Origin of the sequence: Enterococcus sp. AZ080 (genome assembly GCF_051714945.1) — a bacterium.
In the GTDB taxonomy this organism is placed as follows: domain Bacteria; phylum Bacillota; class Bacilli; order Lactobacillales; family Enterococcaceae; genus Enterococcus_B; species Enterococcus_B pernyi.
This window is the reverse complement of record NZ_JBIOSV010000001.1, coordinates 1665074-1681793: the sequence shown is the minus strand read 5'-3', so window position 1 is coordinate 1681793 and position 16720 is coordinate 1665074. Positions and strand designations below refer to the sequence as shown.

At 39.3% G+C, this 16720-nt stretch carries 13 protein-coding genes; 12 read left to right on the top strand and 1 reads right to left on the bottom strand.

The genetic code is table 11. The features are described 5' to 3' along the window. The 11 genes from uvrA (at nt 1) to IGK01_RS07865 (ending at nt 12039) form a co-directional block, all read left to right on the top strand. Nucleotides 1–2820, top strand: a complete 2820-nt coding sequence (uvrA, locus tag IGK01_RS07915) for an excinuclease ABC subunit UvrA (protein ID WP_438840639.1) — start codon at nt 1–3, stop codon at nt 2818–2820. Nucleotides 2821–3082: 262 nt separating this feature from the next. Next, nucleotides 3083–4348, top strand: a complete 1266-nt coding sequence (locus tag IGK01_RS07910; protein ID WP_041684221.1) for a D-aspartate ligase — start codon at nt 3083–3085, stop codon at nt 4346–4348. A gap of 3 nt (nt 4349–4351) precedes the next feature. Next, nucleotides 4352–5056: an amino acid racemase gene (locus IGK01_RS07905; protein ID WP_010735231.1), complete on the top strand. Its 705-nt coding sequence runs from the start codon at nt 4352–4354 to the stop codon at nt 5054–5056. Nucleotides 5057–5431: 375 nt separating this feature from the next. Beyond that, nucleotides 5432–6316 carry an RNase adapter RapZ gene (rapZ, locus tag IGK01_RS07900; RefSeq protein ID WP_010735232.1) on the top strand — a complete coding sequence of 295 codons (885 nt, stop codon included), beginning with the start codon at nt 5432–5434 and terminating at the stop codon, nt 6314–6316. Beyond that, on the top strand, nt 6313–7308 hold the full coding sequence (locus tag IGK01_RS07895) for a gluconeogenesis factor YvcK family protein (protein ID WP_010735233.1): 996 nt from the start codon (nt 6313–6315) through the stop codon (nt 7306–7308). Before rapZ ends, IGK01_RS07895 begins: the two co-directional genes overlap by 4 nt. A 36-nt stretch (nt 7309–7344) precedes the next feature. Further along, nucleotides 7345–8280 carry a DNA-binding protein WhiA gene (gene whiA / locus IGK01_RS07890; protein ID WP_010735234.1) on the top strand — a complete coding sequence of 312 codons (936 nt, stop codon included), beginning with the start codon at nt 7345–7347 and terminating at the stop codon, nt 8278–8280. A gap of 202 nt (nt 8281–8482) precedes the next feature. Beyond that, nucleotides 8483–8902 (top strand): hypothetical protein, encoded by a 420-nt coding sequence (locus IGK01_RS07885; protein ID WP_438840638.1) that lies wholly within the window; start codon nt 8483–8485, stop codon nt 8900–8902. A 37-nt stretch (nt 8903–8939) separates the two neighbouring features. Continuing rightward, a complete protein-coding gene (locus IGK01_RS07880) occupies nt 8940–9224 on the top strand; it encodes a helix-turn-helix domain-containing protein (RefSeq protein ID WP_023519818.1) in 285 nt (94 codons plus the stop codon). 227 nt (nt 9225–9451) lie between these two features. Continuing rightward, nucleotides 9452–10162, top strand: coding sequence for a hypothetical protein (locus tag IGK01_RS07875; protein ID WP_438840637.1), 711 nt, complete (start codon nt 9452–9454; stop codon nt 10160–10162). 380 nt (nt 10163–10542) lie between these two features. After that, the gene (locus IGK01_RS07870) at nt 10543–11742 is read left to right on the top strand and encodes a hypothetical protein (protein ID WP_438748162.1); all 1200 of its coding nucleotides are present in this window, start codon (nt 10543–10545) and stop codon (nt 11740–11742) included. Between the two features lie 123 nt (nt 11743–11865). Continuing rightward, a complete protein-coding gene (locus IGK01_RS07865) occupies nt 11866–12039 on the top strand; it encodes a hypothetical protein (protein WP_153829763.1) in 174 nt (57 codons plus the stop codon). A 75-nt stretch (nt 12040–12114) separates the two neighbouring features. Here IGK01_RS07865 and IGK01_RS07860 read toward each other — a convergent pair whose 3' ends face one another. Next, on the bottom strand, nt 12115–12630 hold the full coding sequence (locus IGK01_RS07860; protein WP_010735239.1) for a DsbA family protein: 516 nt from the start codon (nt 12628–12630) through the stop codon (nt 12115–12117). A 291-nt stretch (nt 12631–12921) separates the two neighbouring features. Here IGK01_RS07860 and nifJ point away from each other — a divergent pair, with 291 nt between their 5' ends. After that, nucleotides 12922–16599: a pyruvate:ferredoxin (flavodoxin) oxidoreductase gene (gene nifJ, locus IGK01_RS07855; protein ID WP_438840636.1), complete on the top strand. Its 3678-nt coding sequence runs from the start codon at nt 12922–12924 to the stop codon at nt 16597–16599. Nucleotides 16600–16720 lie beyond the last annotated feature (121 nt).

The following is a 16720-nucleotide window of genomic DNA, read 5'->3' as shown; positions in this document are numbered from 1 at the left end:
ATGGCTAACGATAAAATTATTATTCATGGCGCAAGAGCGCACAATTTGAAGAATATCGATGTGACGATCCCACGTGATAAATTCGTGGTCGTCACCGGATTATCCGGTTCAGGGAAAAGTTCACTTGCTTTTGACACATTATACGCAGAGGGACAACGCCGATATGTCGAAAGTTTATCTGCGTATGCCCGTCAATTTTTGGGGCAAATGGATAAACCGGATGTCGATAGTATTGATGGACTTAGCCCAGCAATCTCGATCGATCAAAAAACAACCAGTAAAAACCCTCGTTCTACCGTAGGGACAGTCACAGAGATCAATGATTATTTACGTTTGTTGTTTGCTCGGGTCGGTCATCCGATCTGTCCAAATGACCATATCGAGATCACCAGTCAATCCGTCGAACAAATGGTGGACAAAGTGCTAGAACTGTCTGATCGGACGAAGATCCAAATTTTAGCACCGATCGTGGTAAAGAAAAAAGGACAACACAAAAAAGTATTTGAACGTGTCCAAAAAGAAGGGTATGTTCGTGTTCGTGTAGACGGAGAAACCTATGACGTTAGCGAAGTACCTGAATTAGAGAAAAATAAAAAACACGATATCGCGATCGTGATTGACCGAATCGTGGTCAAAGAAGGCGTCCGCTCTCGTTTATTCGATTCTATCGAAGCAGCGCTTCGTTTAGCGGATGGCTATGTACTGATCGATGTGATCGGGGAAGAAGAAATGCTCTTTAGCGAACATTATGCGTGTCCGTACTGTGGGTTTACAGTGGGAGAATTAGAACCGCGCTTATTTTCTTTCAATGCACCATTTGGCGCATGTCCGGATTGTGATGGTTTGGGTGTCAAATTAGAAGTCGATATCGATCTAGTGATCCCAGATAAAACAAAAACATTGAATGAAGGAGCAATCATCCCTTGGAATCCCATCAGTTCGCAATATTATCCACAAATGCTGGCTCAAGCGTGCGAAAGTTATGGCATCGATATGGATACACCATTTGAAGACTTACCTATTGAACATCAAGAAATCGTGTTGAATGGTACCTCAGAGCCCTTCCATTTCCACTACGAAAATGATTTTGGAGGAGTGAGAGATGTTGAAACGTCATTTGAAGGGGTGATGACCAATATCAAACGTCGCTACCATGATACGAACAGCGATTTTACGAGAGAACAAATGCGTCTTTACATGACAGAATTGACGTGTAAGACTTGTGACGGTTACCGGTTGAATCCACAAGCTTTATCCGTACAGATCAATGGTACGAATATTGGTCAGACGAATGAGTTGTCGATCCAACATGCCGTTGAATTTTTTGAAAATCTAACTTTATCAGAGCAAGAAAAAGTCATCGCTCGTCCGATTCTAAAAGAAGTCAATGATCGTTTGTCATTCTTAGAAAATGTGGGTCTTGATTATTTGACACTTAGTCGTGCTTCGGGCACTTTATCAGGCGGAGAAGCGCAACGGATTCGTTTAGCCACACAAATCGGTTCAAATCTATCGGGAGTTCTTTATATCTTAGATGAGCCTTCCATTGGCTTGCATCAACGGGACAATGATCGCTTGATCGGTTCATTGAAGAAAATGCGTGATCTTGGCAATACCTTAGTGGTTGTGGAACATGATGAAGATACGATGCGTGCAGCTGATTATTTGATCGATGTTGGGCCTGGTGCGGGACATCAAGGTGGCGAGATCGTTTCTGCTGGAACCCCAGCTCAAGTTGCGAAGGATAAACATTCATTGACCGGACAATATCTGTCTGGCAAAAAATCGATCCCTGTTCCTGAAACAAGACGAAAAGGTACAGGGAAAGCGATCAAGATCACAGGTGCGACAGAAAACAACTTGAAAAACGTGTACGTCGAGTTTCCTTTGGGTGAGTTCGTGGCGGTCACTGGAGTCTCTGGTTCAGGGAAAAGTACGCTTGTAAACAGTATCTTGAAGAAGGCATTAGCACAAAAAATCAATCGTAATTCAGCCAAACCAGGAAAGTTCAAAACGATAACTGGTTATGAAGGAATCGAAAAAATCATTGATATCGATCAAAGCCCGATTGGTCGGACACCAAGAAGTAATCCGGCGACTTATACGAGTGTTTTTGATGATATCCGTGATCTGTTTGCTCAAACTAATGAAGCGAAGATGCGTGGCTACAAAAAAGGTCGTTTCAGTTTCAATGTGAAAGGTGGACGCTGTGAAGCTTGCCGCGGGGATGGGATCATCAAAATCGAAATGCATTTCTTACCAGATGTGTATGTCCCATGCGAAGTCTGTCATGGGAAACGTTATAACTCAGAAACATTAGAAGTTCATTACAAAGGAAAAAGTATTGCGGATATCTTAGAGATGACGGTTGAAGATGCCGTTGAGTTTTTCCAACCGATCCCTAAGATCCATCGAAAACTACAAACGATCGTTGATGTTGGTTTAGGGTATGTCACGATGGGACAACCAGCAACGACATTGTCCGGCGGAGAAGCGCAACGAATGAAACTTGCGAGTGAACTGCACAAAATTTCTAATGGGAAGAATTTTTATATTTTAGATGAGCCGACTACAGGGCTTCACACTGATGACATTGCTCGTTTATTGCATGTTTTGCAACGATTGGTTGATGCAGGAAATACTGTGTTAGTCATTGAACACAATTTAGACGTCATCAAAACAGCGGATCATTTGATCGACCTAGGACCTGAAGGTGGCGAAGGTGGCGGTACGATCCTAGCGACTGGTACACCAGAGGAATTAGTGAAAGTCAAAGAAAGCTATACAGGACATTATTTGAAAAAAATCATGGGAAAATAATAAAAGTGATGATGATAGTTAAAAAAATATTAAAAGAATACAATATGTATTGTTTTCTTTTCATGAATATTCTAGAATATTTTATATGGTAGTTCTTTCTACACTTATTGGTATAGATAAAAACTTCCTATAAGTTCAATCCGTTCAAAAAAGAATTGAGCAATCGGAGGAGATTCCTTTGATTGCTTTTTTCTTTATGGTATGATATTCCTTGTGTAATTGTAAAAGAAAAAACAAGAGATTATTAAGTTAGTGAGAGATAATGATGAACAGTAATGAAAAAAATGAATTTATCCCTATTTTATTAGGTAGCGATATGAACGTTTATGGTATGGCCCGTTCATTTCACGAGGCATATGGCACAGTTTGTCAATCCTATGCGTCGAATCAATTAGCGCCTACCCGCTATAGCAAAATCGTAAACGTTGAAGTGATTCCAGGATTTGATCAAGATCCGGTTTTTATAGAGACGATGAGACGTTTAGCAAAAGAAAAATATACGGATAAAAATAAAAAATATTTACTGATAGCTTGTGGCGATGGATATGCCGAGTTGATATCTCAGCATAAAGAGGAGCTGTCTGAAACTTTTATATGTCCTTATATCGATTATTCACTTTTCGAGCGATTAGTGAATAAAGTGAGTTTTTATGAGATATGTGAAGAATATCAGTTACCTTATCCCAAAACATTGATCATTCGAAAAGAAATGTTGAACAATGGCCGCTTGGAACAAGAGTTACCTTTCAATTTTCCTGTAGCACTAAAACCGGCAAATAGTGTGGAATATTTATCTGTCCAATTTGAGGGACGAAAAAAAGCGTTTATTATTGATAATCGCGAGGAATTTGATTTGATGTTAGGTCGGATCTATGAAGCAGGTTATACGAGCGAAATGATCGCACAAGATTTTATTCCTGGGGATGACAGCAATATGCGTGTTTTGAATGCCTACGTTGATGACCAGCATCAAGTACGAATGATGTGTCTAGGACATCCATTACTTGAAGACCCAACACCAGCGTCTATCGGAAACTATGTGGTGATCATGCCTGACTATAACGAGAAGATCTACCAAACGATCAAAGCATTTCTAGAAAAAATCGAGTACACTGGTTTTGCAAACTTCGACATGAAATATGACCCACGAGATGGGGAATATAAATTATTTGAGATCAATCTTCGTCAAGGAAGAAGTAGTTTCTTTGTTACGCTTAATGGTCTGAATTTAGCACGTTTTCTAACAGAAGACCGTGTCTTTGGTGTGCCATTCGTGGAAACGACCTACGGAACGAACCAATCAGACCAAGCGAAGCTATGGCTTGGCGTGCCTAAAAAAGTCTTTTTGACTTATGCCAAAGAGAACGAACAAAAACAACGTGCCTTGCAGTTGATCAAAGAAAAACGCTATGGAACGACTGTGTTTTATGAGAAAGATCATTCACTTAAACGCTGGGTATTGATGACTTATATGTTCCGAAACTATATTCCAAGATTTAAAAAATACTTTCATTCGAAAGAAGGCTAGTTCATGGAGAATTTTTTCAGCATCTTAGGTGGGATGGGAACGATGGCAACGGAAAGCTTTGTACGCTTGATCAATCATCGTGTCAAAGCCGCCAAAGATCAGGATTATTTGAACTATGTATTGTTCAATCATGCGACAGTTCCTGATCGAACGGCCTACATTTTGGATCAAACAAAAGAAAATCCTGTCTCTTATTTAGTAGAGGATGTCAAAAAACAAAATTTACTACAACCGAATTTCATTGTTTTGACTTGTAATACAGCTCATTACTTTTTTGATGACTTACAAGCAGAGACGACGATTCCGATTTTGCATATGCCACGAGAAGCGGCAAAAGAGCTTGTCCGTCAAAAAACAACGGGTAAAGTAGCTGTTTTAGCAACTCAAGGAAGTATTCTTGCCGGCGTTTACGAAAAAGAAATCAAAGCGTTAGGATTTGACGTGGTGATTCCTGACCAAGAACTACAAGAAAAAGTGAACTACTTGATTTATCATGAAATCAAAGAAGCAGATCGCTTGAACAAAGAACTTTATTTTGAGATTTTAGAAGAAGTCGTTCAACGATTGGCATGTGAAAAGATCATCTTAGGCTGTACAGAATTGTCTTTGATGCAAGAAGTTGCCTCCGATAATCCTTATCCTGTGATCGATGCGCAGTCGATATTAGCTGATCGAACAATCGAGATGGCACTGTCTGCTCGAAAGTAAGATACGTTTTGAGTGTAATAATAGTTGTGGGCTGAGTTTGATCCACAGGGGTTCATCTCCTATAAATTAGCGCGAAAAGAGTTAGAGACAGAAATGTTTCCCCTCGAGAAATAAGACGCCATCCACGAAAATTGTTCTTCAAATTTTTGTGGATGGCGCCTTATTTCCGAAGAGCGTACTTTTGTTCTCGCCATTTATTCGGTTTTAGAATGTGCGTGAGGACTAATGTCCCACTCACTTTTCGTGCTTATTTTGAAGTGATTTGTTTTTGTTTCACAGTCTTTGAATAAAATCAAAAGAAATCGAATTCAAACTAGCAATGATACGCCCGGGATGATATAATTTTATAGGAGAACGAGAGAGGAGGCCATACGGATGGCTGATAATTTAGAACTAGTAATCATTACAGGAATGAGCGGTGCAGGTAAAACTGTGGCCATTCAAAGCTTTGAAGATATGGGGTACTTTTGTATCGATAATATGCCCCCAACACTGATCCCGAAATTCTGGGAACTGATCAAGGAATCGGGGAAAGTCACAAAAATGGCACTTGGTGTGGATCTACGTTCACGCTCTTTCTTTGAAGAGATCCAAAGTATGTTGATCGAGATCGAAAACACAAATTTCATCGATACCTCTGTCTTATTTTTAGATGCTTCTGATGAAGAGTTGGTTGCTCGTTATAAAGAAACCAGAAGAACACATCCGATGGCGATGGATGGTCTAGTAACGGAAGGTATTCGTAAGGAACGGGCGATTTTAAATGACATCAAAGCACAAGCTTCGGTCATTATTGATACGACGACTTTAACTCCACGACAACTACGTGAAAAAATCAATCAAACATTTAAAACAAAAGATGATCAAGGATTTCGCATCGAGTTTGTTTCGTTTGGTTTCAAATATGGATTACCGATTGATTCAGATATTGTAATGGATGTTCGCTTTTTACCGAACCCTCATTATATCGCTGATTTAAGACCATTGACTGGGAAAGATAAACCAGTCTATGATTACGTCATGTCCTTTGACGAAACAGAATTATTTTATTTGAAATTCCTTGATTTATTAAAGACAGTCATGCCAGGATATATCAAAGAAGGAAAAAGCAGTTTGACTGTAGCAATTGGCTGTACGGGTGGACAACACCGTTCAGTTGCTTTAACAGAAAGGTTATCTCAAGCGCTTAGTGAAACATATAAAGTCAATGTAACTCATCGTGACAAAGATAAGCGCAAAGAGACGGTGAACCGCTCATGAAAATGAAAACTTACCGAATTCGAAAACCCAAAATCGTTGTAGTCGGAGGCGGTACTGGCTTACCTGTTATTTTGAAAAGTCTACGTAATCAAGGAGCCGATATCACGGCAATCGTGACTGTCGCAGATGATGGCGGTAGCAGCGGTGAGATTCGCCAGTCGATTGCGATGGCTCCTCCAGGAGATTTAAGAAATGTGTTAGTCTCGCTATCTGATATGCCTCAATTTTACGAAGATATCTTTCAGTACCGTTTCAAAAAAGAAGACCAATTTTTAGCCAATCATACCATTGGTAACTTGATCATTGCGGCAGTTGCTGAAATGAGAGGGAGTACTTATGAAGCAGTACAACTATTGTCTCGAATGATGCACGTGGATGGTCACATCTATCCCTCTTCTGAAACGCCGTTGACCTTACATGCGGTCTTCAAAGATGGAACGACAGCGATCGGAGAATCTAAAATCGCTCTTGACCGCAAAACGATCGATCGGGTATTCGTGCGTAATACAGAAGACGAAAGTGAAGCCAAAGCAGGCCGCAAAGTCGTTTCTGCGATCATGGAAGCAGATATGGTCGTCTTAGGACCGGGAAGCTTGTTCACGAGTATTCTTCCTAACTTAGTCATACCAGAAGTTGGTGAAGCCATGCTTCAAACGAAAGCAGAGGTCGTGTACATTTGTAATATCATGACACAAAAAGGGGAAACAGAACATTTTTCAGATGCAGACCATATTCGTGTGTTGCATCAACATTTAGACCAACCCTTTATCGATACTGTTTTAGTCAATACAGAAAAAGTACCAAAAGATTACATGGACCCGGAAATCTACGATGAATACCTTGTCCAAGTAGCACATGATTTTAATGGCTTAAGAGAAGAAAATTGTCGGGTCATTTCGACAGACTTTTTAGAGTTGAAAAATGGCGGGGTCTTCCATGATGGTGAAAAGGTAGTCGAAGAACTATTTCGTATCGTCTTTGGCTCAAAGTAATTAAAGGAAAAATTTTGTGAAAAGGAGGTGGATAACGTGTCATTTGCAGCTGAAGTCAAGAAGGAATTGACTGGTTTGGAAGTCCATCGAGAACATGCAAAAGCGGAATTAGCCGCGTTATTACGAATGAATGGCTCACTTGGAATCGTCAACCAGCAATTCATCTTGAATGTACAGACAGAAAACGCCGCAATTGCTCGACGGATCTACTCACTTTTAAAAGATCATTATCAAGTACGAAGCGAACTGCTCGTACGCAAGAAAATGAAATTAAAGAAGAATAATGTCTACATCGTTCGCTTGAAACAAGGAACAAAAAATGTATTGATGGATCTGGATATCATGGATGGCATGATGTTCAATGGGCATGTTTCCGATGAGATCATGGGAAATGCACAAAAGATGCGTTCATATTTACGTGGCGCATTTATGGCGTCGGGTTCAGTCAATAACCCGGAAACAAGTCGTTATCACTTAGAGATTTATTCGATCTACGAACAACATAACCAAGATATTTGTAATATGTTGAATTACTATGGTTTACACGCGCGTACACTAGAAAGACGTAATGGCTATATCTCTTATTTAAAAGGGGCCGAAAAAATTGCTGATTTCTTGACTCTGATTGGGGCAACAAATTCGATGTTGCGCTTTGAAGATGTGCGGATCGTGCGTGATATGAGAAATTCAGTGAACCGGTTAGTCAATTGTGAGACGGCTAACCTGAACAAAACCATTGATGCAGCATCAAAGCAGATTGAAAATATTGAATTGATCGAAGCACGAGTGGGTTTACAAGCACTTCCGGAAAAGTTACAAGAGATTGCTGAATTACGCTTGCAACATCCTGAAGTCAGTTTAAAAGAACTAGGAGAAATGATCCCATCCGGAGCGATCTCGAAATCAGGGATCAATCATCGGATTCGAAAAATCAACGAATTTGCTGAAAAATTAAAGGAACAAGCATCCTAACGAACAATGAATTTATTGTTCATTTAATGGAAATATAAACATATTGTGGTTTGACTAATTTGTCTTTTGCTTTTAGGGTCCATCGAAGCAAGAGGATAGATGTCAGACCACTTTTTTTCTTTTTCTTAAAAATGGGCCTGAATCTAAAGTTTAGGTACTTATAATGAATGTAAATTAGTGATAGTGAGGAGGAGATTGCATTATGGAAGAAGCACATAAAAGTAAGAAACGTAAAATAGATGAACTATATCCTACAAGAGACCTAAAAGAAAAGCGTGATCAAGCCATTTATCGTGAGTTAATATCAGGTCAGTTGGAAAAAGACATCATGAACAAGTATCAAATCAGCAGAGAGCGCCTCTATACAACCAAGAAAAAGCTGGCAATCCAAGAGATTATCGGGCAAAAAAGCCAAAAAAAAATTGCCTATCGGTTGAAATTGACAGTCTCACAAGTTCGTAAGTATCGAAATGATTATATTTATACCGCATTAGCAAAAAATGGAGAGATAGCAGCATTAGCAGCTGAATTTCAGATGAGTGAAAAACAAAACTTGCAGATTCGCAATAAAAGGATCGAGTTTAACAGAAGTAGCAAAAGATTCACAGTTATCAGTCAATAGAATTTGTTCAATCAGAAATGAACAGATTATCGAACGATTGAAAGAACAACATCCTGAAGAAATTGCCAGAGATTTCAATTTATCAATGGAACAAGTATTTTTGATCAAGCAACGTTCGCTAGAATCAAATAGTAAGACAAAAGAGTTGTCTTCCGCGAACAAAAATCTCTTGGATCAATTAGAGGAACGCAAAGCGAAGATGCTAAGTTTACTTGAAGAAAGCAAAACAACAAAAGCTGTAGCACAAGAATTAATGATCAGTCAACGAGCAGTCATTGATATCCGTAATCGGGAAATCGAAAAATCATTCGAAGCTGGATAGACTGGCCAAGAAATCAGTCAGCGATTCCACATTGGAATCGAGGAACTCTATCGACTAAGAGATGTTCGTCTATTGATACAAAGCGATCAAGGGAAAACGAGTAGTCTTCTTTCAAAAAGATTTAATGTGTCATTATCCAGAGTTGGATCGATTTTGTGTCGGAATAATGCTTCTAGTAAGCTTGATCATACTACAGCAAGCTCTCGAAAACATTTGATATTTCAGTAGTGTCTGATGAGACAAGACAAGAAATTCTGAAACGAATCAAAGAAACAAAAATAACGAAGGCTTTGGGAAAAGAATTAGGAGTAATCGTCCCCCTGATCTATAAAGTGAGAAATCATGGGATATTAACAAAATTGAACAGTGGAGAATCCACTCAAGCGGTCGCAGAAGAATTCAAAATGGATATCAAAAATGTTCGTGAAGTTATTTTCCGAGCAAATCTGGCAGAATTTCCAAATATCAAACGACGTACTTTAGATTATTTGACACCTGAACAAGTGCAAACAGTTAGAAACTGCCTCAATCGCAAGATGACGCTCAGAGAAATCTCTGAAGTACTAGGAATCAAAGACTCGCTGGTCAGATGTGTGCAAACAAAAATGAAATCACAAAAAGGAACAATCAAGATGAAGCATCGAGTCACAAAAGAACAAAAAAAGCAGATCATGCAAGACCTAAACTACATGACTCCTTTTGTGAATTCTTCGAAATCAGGGGTTAGTGAGTCGACCATCCGCGTTTTGGCTACTAGGTTTGAAGAAATCAAGGGGAGAGAAATCCAAGAAAGACGAAAAACAGCAAAAATGAAGGCACTACAAAAGATGGATGAACTACTTACTAAGGTGAAAGAAGAAGCGAAAATCCGCAATATCCAGCAAATTATTCAAAAAGAAAAAATGCCAAAAACGAAATTGATGACACAACGTGAATAAATAGATACGAGTAATGGACAGTATTCTAAAGAGCATTAGCACTCTTTTTGATCAAGACGAAGTAGAATCATTCCCTTGATCTCTTTTTAGCATATGTTGAAAAAAAGAAAGATCGATCAAAGAAATACTCCTATAACGAGAGAATGAAACAAACAAGTTAGGAGGAAACTGTAAATGAGTGATTATGAAAAACAGGTAGTGACATCCAAAAAAAGATTTCAAATACGTACGCAAGCAATCGAAAAAAACAAGACGTATTAGCGGAAATAAGACATCGCAAAACGAACGCATATATCATAAAAAAACATCACCTTACTCTTTGGCAGGTCAGATTCGTTATAAAAAGAGAAATTATACGACAGATCAAAAAAGGTACGCGTATGGAAATAATCGCTCACCGATTGAATATGTCGCTAGATCAAATTCGAGAGGTACGCAATAACTATATCAAACATCATCTAATAAACGGTGCTTCAAAGAATGATCTCGCTAAAAAGCTACATATGGAGCATCAACAGATACTTACTATTCGAAATCATATGATCGAGAAAAAGTTAGTTCAAAAATTGACCATCAAAGAAGTTGCACACAGGTGGAGATTGGCAAAGAGTAGTGTAGAAAAGATACGAGAACAAGCCATTTTAAGACGATTACAAATGACTCATCCAGAAGATGTTGCCACTACTTTTCGATTATCAGTTGAAGATGTTTTACGTATTCGTCAGAAAATTAGCCAACCACTTGCCTTGCAAGGTCATGTCACAAAAGAAAGTAAGAAATGGCTAAAAAATATCAATCGACAAGAACAAGCAATTGTCGCGAGCTTAGAACAAGGAAAGCCAACAAGAATCATTGCCCAGCAATTGAATATCAACCAAAAATTTGTGATTCGGACACGCACGCGTCATATTGAACAAGCATTCGAGCAAAGGCAGCCACTAGTAGAAATCAGCAAGCGATTTTATACACCTGTGGATGAACTAAGAAAACTTAGGAATCAGCGAATTTTGTATTATCGCGAGGGTGGAATCAAAGCAAGGATCTTAGCTAGAAAGTTCAATATGAAAACTACTGCACTTCGGAAAGTCGTTTATCATAATCGAGCAGTAAAACAGCCCATGAAAAAAGATAAGAAAGAGAATAAAACTGAGCCACTGACGTTGTTTTCAGTTGAAGCATGTGCCAAATTTATGGAGGAATTAAAAAAAAGGAAATCAATGGCCGAAATTGGTCTCTCTCTTAACTTGGATCACCATAAAACTTGTGCAATTAGAAATCACCTGATTTTAACGAAGCTTAATAACGGGGAGAAAACAGAAGCTGTCGCAAAGCAATTCAATACTAATTTGACCAATATCTATCAAATCACGTTTCAAGCGGATCTAGTAAACTATCCCAATATCAAAAAACGGACAAATAGTTATTTGACAGAGGAGCAAACGCAAGATGTTAAGCGGATGATTGGGGAAGGAAAAACAAACAGCCAAATTGCGCAGCTACTTTCGGTAAAAAAATCATTAGTCATCAGTAAAAGGCGATCATTGAAAAGACTGACAAGATTATCTAACAAAAAGTATTGAATTACAGATGAACAAAAATCAGCGATCCTTGCAGATGCTAGGTATCTCGATAAGGTCACTAATGCCATGAAACATGGGGTAAGCATAGAGTCAGTTCGAGTCATCTCGAAGCGCAATAATAAAATGAGCATAAAAAAAATCAGTGAACGTAAAAATGATGTGGAGAAACTAAAAAAATTCAAGGAAATAGAAAAAGAAATCAAACGACAAGCAAAAGTAGAGAATATCAAGCGGGTCCTCCAAGAAAAGCCGCAACAGTTTCGTTCAACCAAGCATACTTCGTTACTACAACGATAAAAAATAGACCGAAAAAGCCAATCGCTTTTCGGTCTATTTTTGATTTTGAACATCAAGGAATGATCAAATGATGAATTATTTAACCAATTCACTCAATTCTTCTGGTGTAATCGATTCATCAAAGATATGTTCATCGATGATTACAGTAGGGACGAATTGGATGTGAGCAGCATTTGCTTCATCGATGATTGCTTGAGTAGTTGCTTGGTCTTCTTGTTCGGTTAAACCAAGTGTTTCTGTTGCATATTCGGCAATGCCGGCTAAATCAAGTTGTTTCCATTCATCTTGCGCATCGAAAATCGCTTTGATTTGTTTTAATGCGACTTTTCCATCCGTCGTAGTGATATGATGATGCATCACATTTCCTTTTTGTAAACTAGGTTTTTCTTTGTCGAACAATTTGATGATTCGTAAGAGTCTTCCAGATTGAACCGCCTCTTCTAAAATGTCATAAGATTCGATAAACCATTGTCGACAATAAGGACAAGCAAGATTAACAAATTCGATCATTTGTTTTGGTGCATTTTCGTTTCCGTACATGATTCCAGTAGTTTTGTTTGTTTTTGTTGCATCAATAATTGAAATATCCATTTTTTAACACCTCTTTATTCTATTGTAATAACTTTGCCCTAAAAAAGACAATGATTTGTTCAAAGAAATAAATGTGTGTGAATCGTTAATCTCTCATTTCCTAGATTAAAAAGCTAAAAGTTGTAAGAAGGGAAAAGCTATTTTTTTATTTTTTACCTGTCGATTCTGGTCGAAGCATTTCTGTCATATCTTTAGCATGTGATTTTTCTTTCAAAATTAGGAGGTTTTCTTTGTTCGTTTACGGTATAATAATAAAGATTATTTAGATAAATTGAGCAAAGGTGATGAAACATGCGGAAAATGAAGACGATGGATGGGAATACTGCTGCGGCATATATTTCATATGCCTTTACAGAATTAGCAGCGATCTATCCAATTACGCCTAGTTCAACAATGGCTGAACTGGTTGATCAATGGGCAGCTTCAGGTAAAAAAAATATTTTCGGACAACCAGTGAAAGTCGTAGAGATGCAATCAGAAGCTGGTGCTGCTGGTGTCGTACATGGGTCATTAAAAACCGGAGCATTGACAACAACGTACACTGCTTCACAAGGATTATTATTGATGATCCCAAATATGTATAAGATAGCCGGTGAACTTTTACCTAGTGTTTTTCACGTAGCTAGTCGAGCGGTGACGACGAATGCGTTGAATATTTTTGGTGATCATGGCGATGTGATGGCCGCTCGCCAAACAGGATTTGCGATGCTTGCGGAAAGCAGCGTCCAAGAAGTGATGGATTTAGCGTCAGTTGCGCATCTAGCTTCCTTAGAAGGAGAAATCCCTTTTGTTAACTTTTTTGATGGTTTTCGAACGAGTCATGAAATCCAAAAAATCGAAGTGTTGGAATATGATGAATTAACTCCTTTGATTCCTCAAGAAAAATTGGAGGCCTTTCGTGAACGTGGAATGAATCCTAATCGGCCGACGACCAGTGGGACGAATCAAAACCCTGATATCCACTTTCAACAACGAGAAACGATCAACCGATACTATGATCGTTTGCCCCAAATCGTGAAAAAGTATATGGATAAAATCAATGAACTTCGAGGAACTTCTTATGATCTGGTCACTTATTATGGAGCGGCTGACGCAGAAGAAGTCATTATTTCAATGGGATCAGTTGCGCAAACGATCCAACAAACAGTTGATTACTTGAACCAAAACGGTCGTAAAGTCGGCTTCTTGAATATCCACTTATATCGTCCGTTTCCAATTGAAACATTGATTGAAAAACTACCGAATGCCGTAAAGGCAATTGCTGTTCTAGATCGCAGTAAAGAGCCGGGAGCAGGGGGAGAACCTTTATTATTAGACGTTCAAAGTGCGTTATATGATGCAGAACGTCATCTGAAAGTGATCGGCGGACGTTATGGCATTGGTTCAAAAGATGTCACCCCTGATCAGATTGTAGCGGTATATGATGAATTGAAAAAAGAAAAAACGGATATGAAGAAACGTTTCACGATCGGGATCATTGATGATTTAACTTACTGTTCTTTGGAGGTTGGCCCATTACTTGATTTGACTGAAGCGAATACTTTCCAAGCGAAATTCTGGGGATTTGGATCTGATGGAACAGTTGGAGCAAATAAATCAGCGATCAAAATCATTGGTGACCATACAAACAAATACGCACAAGGCTATTTTTACTATGATTCAAAAAAATCAGGTGGTCTGACTGTTTCACATTTGCGTTTTGGCGATACACCGATCCGTTCGACCTATTTAGTCGAACATGCCGATTTTGTAGCTTGTCATACCCCTGCTTATCTTCACAGCTATGATTTAGTCAAAGGGTTGAAACATAAAGGGACTTTCTTATTGAATACACTTTGGTCAGACGAACAACTAGCTACGCATCTACCGACCCATTTAAAACGATATTTAGCTGAAAATGAGATCCAATTTTATACGATCAATGCGATGCGTTTGGCGCAAGAAGTAGGTCTAGGTCGGCGGATCAATACGGCGATGGAAACAGCATTTTTCAAGTTGGCGAATATCATACCTTTCGAAGAAGTCCTACCGATTTTGAAAGAGGAAGCCTTGAAGAGTTATGGTCATAAATCAATAGCGATCGTTGAAAAAAATATCAAGGCGATCGATCGTACAGTGGAATTGTTGCATAAAGTCGAAGTGCCGGCTGAATGGGCAACATTGGCGCTTCCTGATAAGGAGAAAAATACTCAAAATCGCTATATCAGAGACATCCTTGAACCAATCAACGCTCAAGAAGGAAATCAGCTCTCAGTGAGGACCTTAGCAGAAAACGGAATGACACGAGGCGATATGCCTTTAGGAACCACTGCTTACGAAAAACGCGGAGTAGCACTTGAAGTACCTGAATGGATCAGTGAGCGCTGTACGATGTGTAATGAATGTTCGTTCGTTTGTCCTCATGCAGCGATTCGACCATTCTTAGCCGATGAGGAAGAACTAGAAGAAGCACCGGAAGGGTTCATTGTTCGAGAAATGCGTGGGCCAGATGGTTTGAAGTATCGCATCCAAGTGTCTGTCGAAGACTGTACTGGTTGTGGCCTATGTGTTGAAGCTTGTCCAGCAAAAGGTAAAGCACTAGTGATGAAGCCCTATGAAGAACAAAAGAAACAAGCAATCAACTGGGCATTTGCGATGACCTTGCGACAAAAAGAAAATCCGATCAAAGGCAAAAATACAGTGCTATCAACACAGTTCAATCAACCTTTATTAGAATTTTCCGGGGCATGTTCCGGTTGTGGGGAAACGCCTTACGTGAAGCTATTGACACAGATGTTCGGTGACCGTATGATGATCGCCAACGCGACAGGTTGTTCATCTATTTGGGGCGGAGCAGTGCCGGCTTCACCATTTACCACAAATGATTGTGGGCAAGGACCTGCGTGGTCAAATTCATTATTAGAAGACAATGCTGAATTTGGTTATGGGATGCTTTTAGCCGCACAAACAAGAAGAGAAGCTTTAGCAGAAACGATGAAAAAAGTGATGTCTAAAGTCTCCTTAAAACTACGTGAATTGATGGAAGATTGGTTGGCGCATATGTTTGAAAGCGAAGGAACCCAACAACGGGCAGCTAAATTACGTGGGGCAATCGAAAATGAGCTTGAAGCTGTTCCTGAATTACAAACGATCTACCAAGAAAAAGATCTATTTGTCAAAAATAGTCAATGGATGATCGGTGGTGATGGCTGGGCGTATGATATCGGTTTTGGCGGAATCGATCACGTCTTGGCAAGTGGCGCAGATGTAAACATTTTAGTTATGGATAACGAAGTCTATTCCAATACAGGTGGACAAGTCTCGAAAGCTACACCTGCTTCAGCAATCGCTAAATTCTCAGCAAATGGGAAATATGCCTCGAAGAAAGATTTAGGCATGATGGCGATGACGTATGGGAATGTGTATGTAGCACAGATCGCTTCAGGCGCGAATCAAATGCAAACGATCAAAGCATTTGAAGAAGCAGAAAAATTCCCTGGACCATCGTTGATCATTGCGTATACGCCATGTATTGCTCATGGGTTACTAGGTGGAATGAAAGAATCGATCAAAGAAGCAAAAGAAGCAGTGGCTTCAGGCTATTGGTCGTTGTATCGCTATAATCCTGAATTGATCGAAAAGAAGAAAACGCCGATGATGCTAGACTATAAAAAGCCTGATTTTACCATGATGGCTGACTTCATGCGCAAGCAAGTCCGTTTTTCATCGCTTGAAACGATTCATCCGCAGGCAGCGGAGCAGTTATTCAATAAAACGATCCAAGATGCGAAAAAACGGTTTTACAACTATGCGGCGATGACTGGTCAATTAGAAAAAATCAAAGCGAAGATCGAACCGACAGAAGGTACTGAAAGTCCAGAGATCGAAAAACCGAGAGTCAAAAAAGGACGAACGGTTGATCCGGAAGCAGAAGCTAGACGTGCTGCCAGACGTGCCGCTAGAGCGGAACGAAGAAAAACCAAAGAATGATAAAACGAAACGATCCAAGGAAATAGAATAACTTATTGGTGAATAAATGGAAAATGTAAATTTCTTGAAAAAAATTGGTTTTTGTTAGGAAATTCCAAGCAGATAAGTCTCTTCTGAGGAA

What these genes read in the sequence shown, in the direction of transcription:
- uvrA (WP_438840639.1), top strand. Translation starts at nt 1, where the DNA reads ATGGCTAACGATAAAATTATTATTCATGGCGCAAGAGCGCACAATTTG.
- IGK01_RS07910 (WP_041684221.1), top strand. Translation starts at nt 3,083, where the DNA reads ATGATGAACAGTAATGAAAAAAATGAATTTATCCCTATTTTATTAGGT.
- IGK01_RS07905 (WP_010735231.1), top strand. Translation starts at nt 4,352, where the DNA reads ATGGAGAATTTTTTCAGCATCTTAGGTGGGATGGGAACGATGGCAACG.
- rapZ (WP_010735232.1), top strand. Translation starts at nt 5,432, where the DNA reads ATGGCTGATAATTTAGAACTAGTAATCATTACAGGAATGAGCGGTGCA.
- IGK01_RS07895 (WP_010735233.1), top strand. Translation starts at nt 6,313, where the DNA reads ATGAAAATGAAAACTTACCGAATTCGAAAACCCAAAATCGTTGTAGTC.
- IGK01_RS07885 (WP_438840638.1), top strand. Translation starts at nt 8,483, where the DNA reads ATGGAAGAAGCACATAAAAGTAAGAAACGTAAAATAGATGAACTATAT.
- IGK01_RS07870 (WP_438748162.1), top strand. Translation starts at nt 10,543, where the DNA reads ATGGAAATAATCGCTCACCGATTGAATATGTCGCTAGATCAAATTCGA.
- IGK01_RS07865 (WP_153829763.1), top strand. Translation starts at nt 11,866, where the DNA reads ATGAGCATAAAAAAAATCAGTGAACGTAAAAATGATGTGGAGAAACTA.
- IGK01_RS07860 (WP_010735239.1), bottom strand. Translation starts at nt 12,630, where the DNA reads ATGGATATTTCAATTATTGATGCAACAAAAACAAACAAAACTACTGGA.
- nifJ (WP_438840636.1), top strand. Translation starts at nt 12,922, where the DNA reads ATGCGGAAAATGAAGACGATGGATGGGAATACTGCTGCGGCATATATT.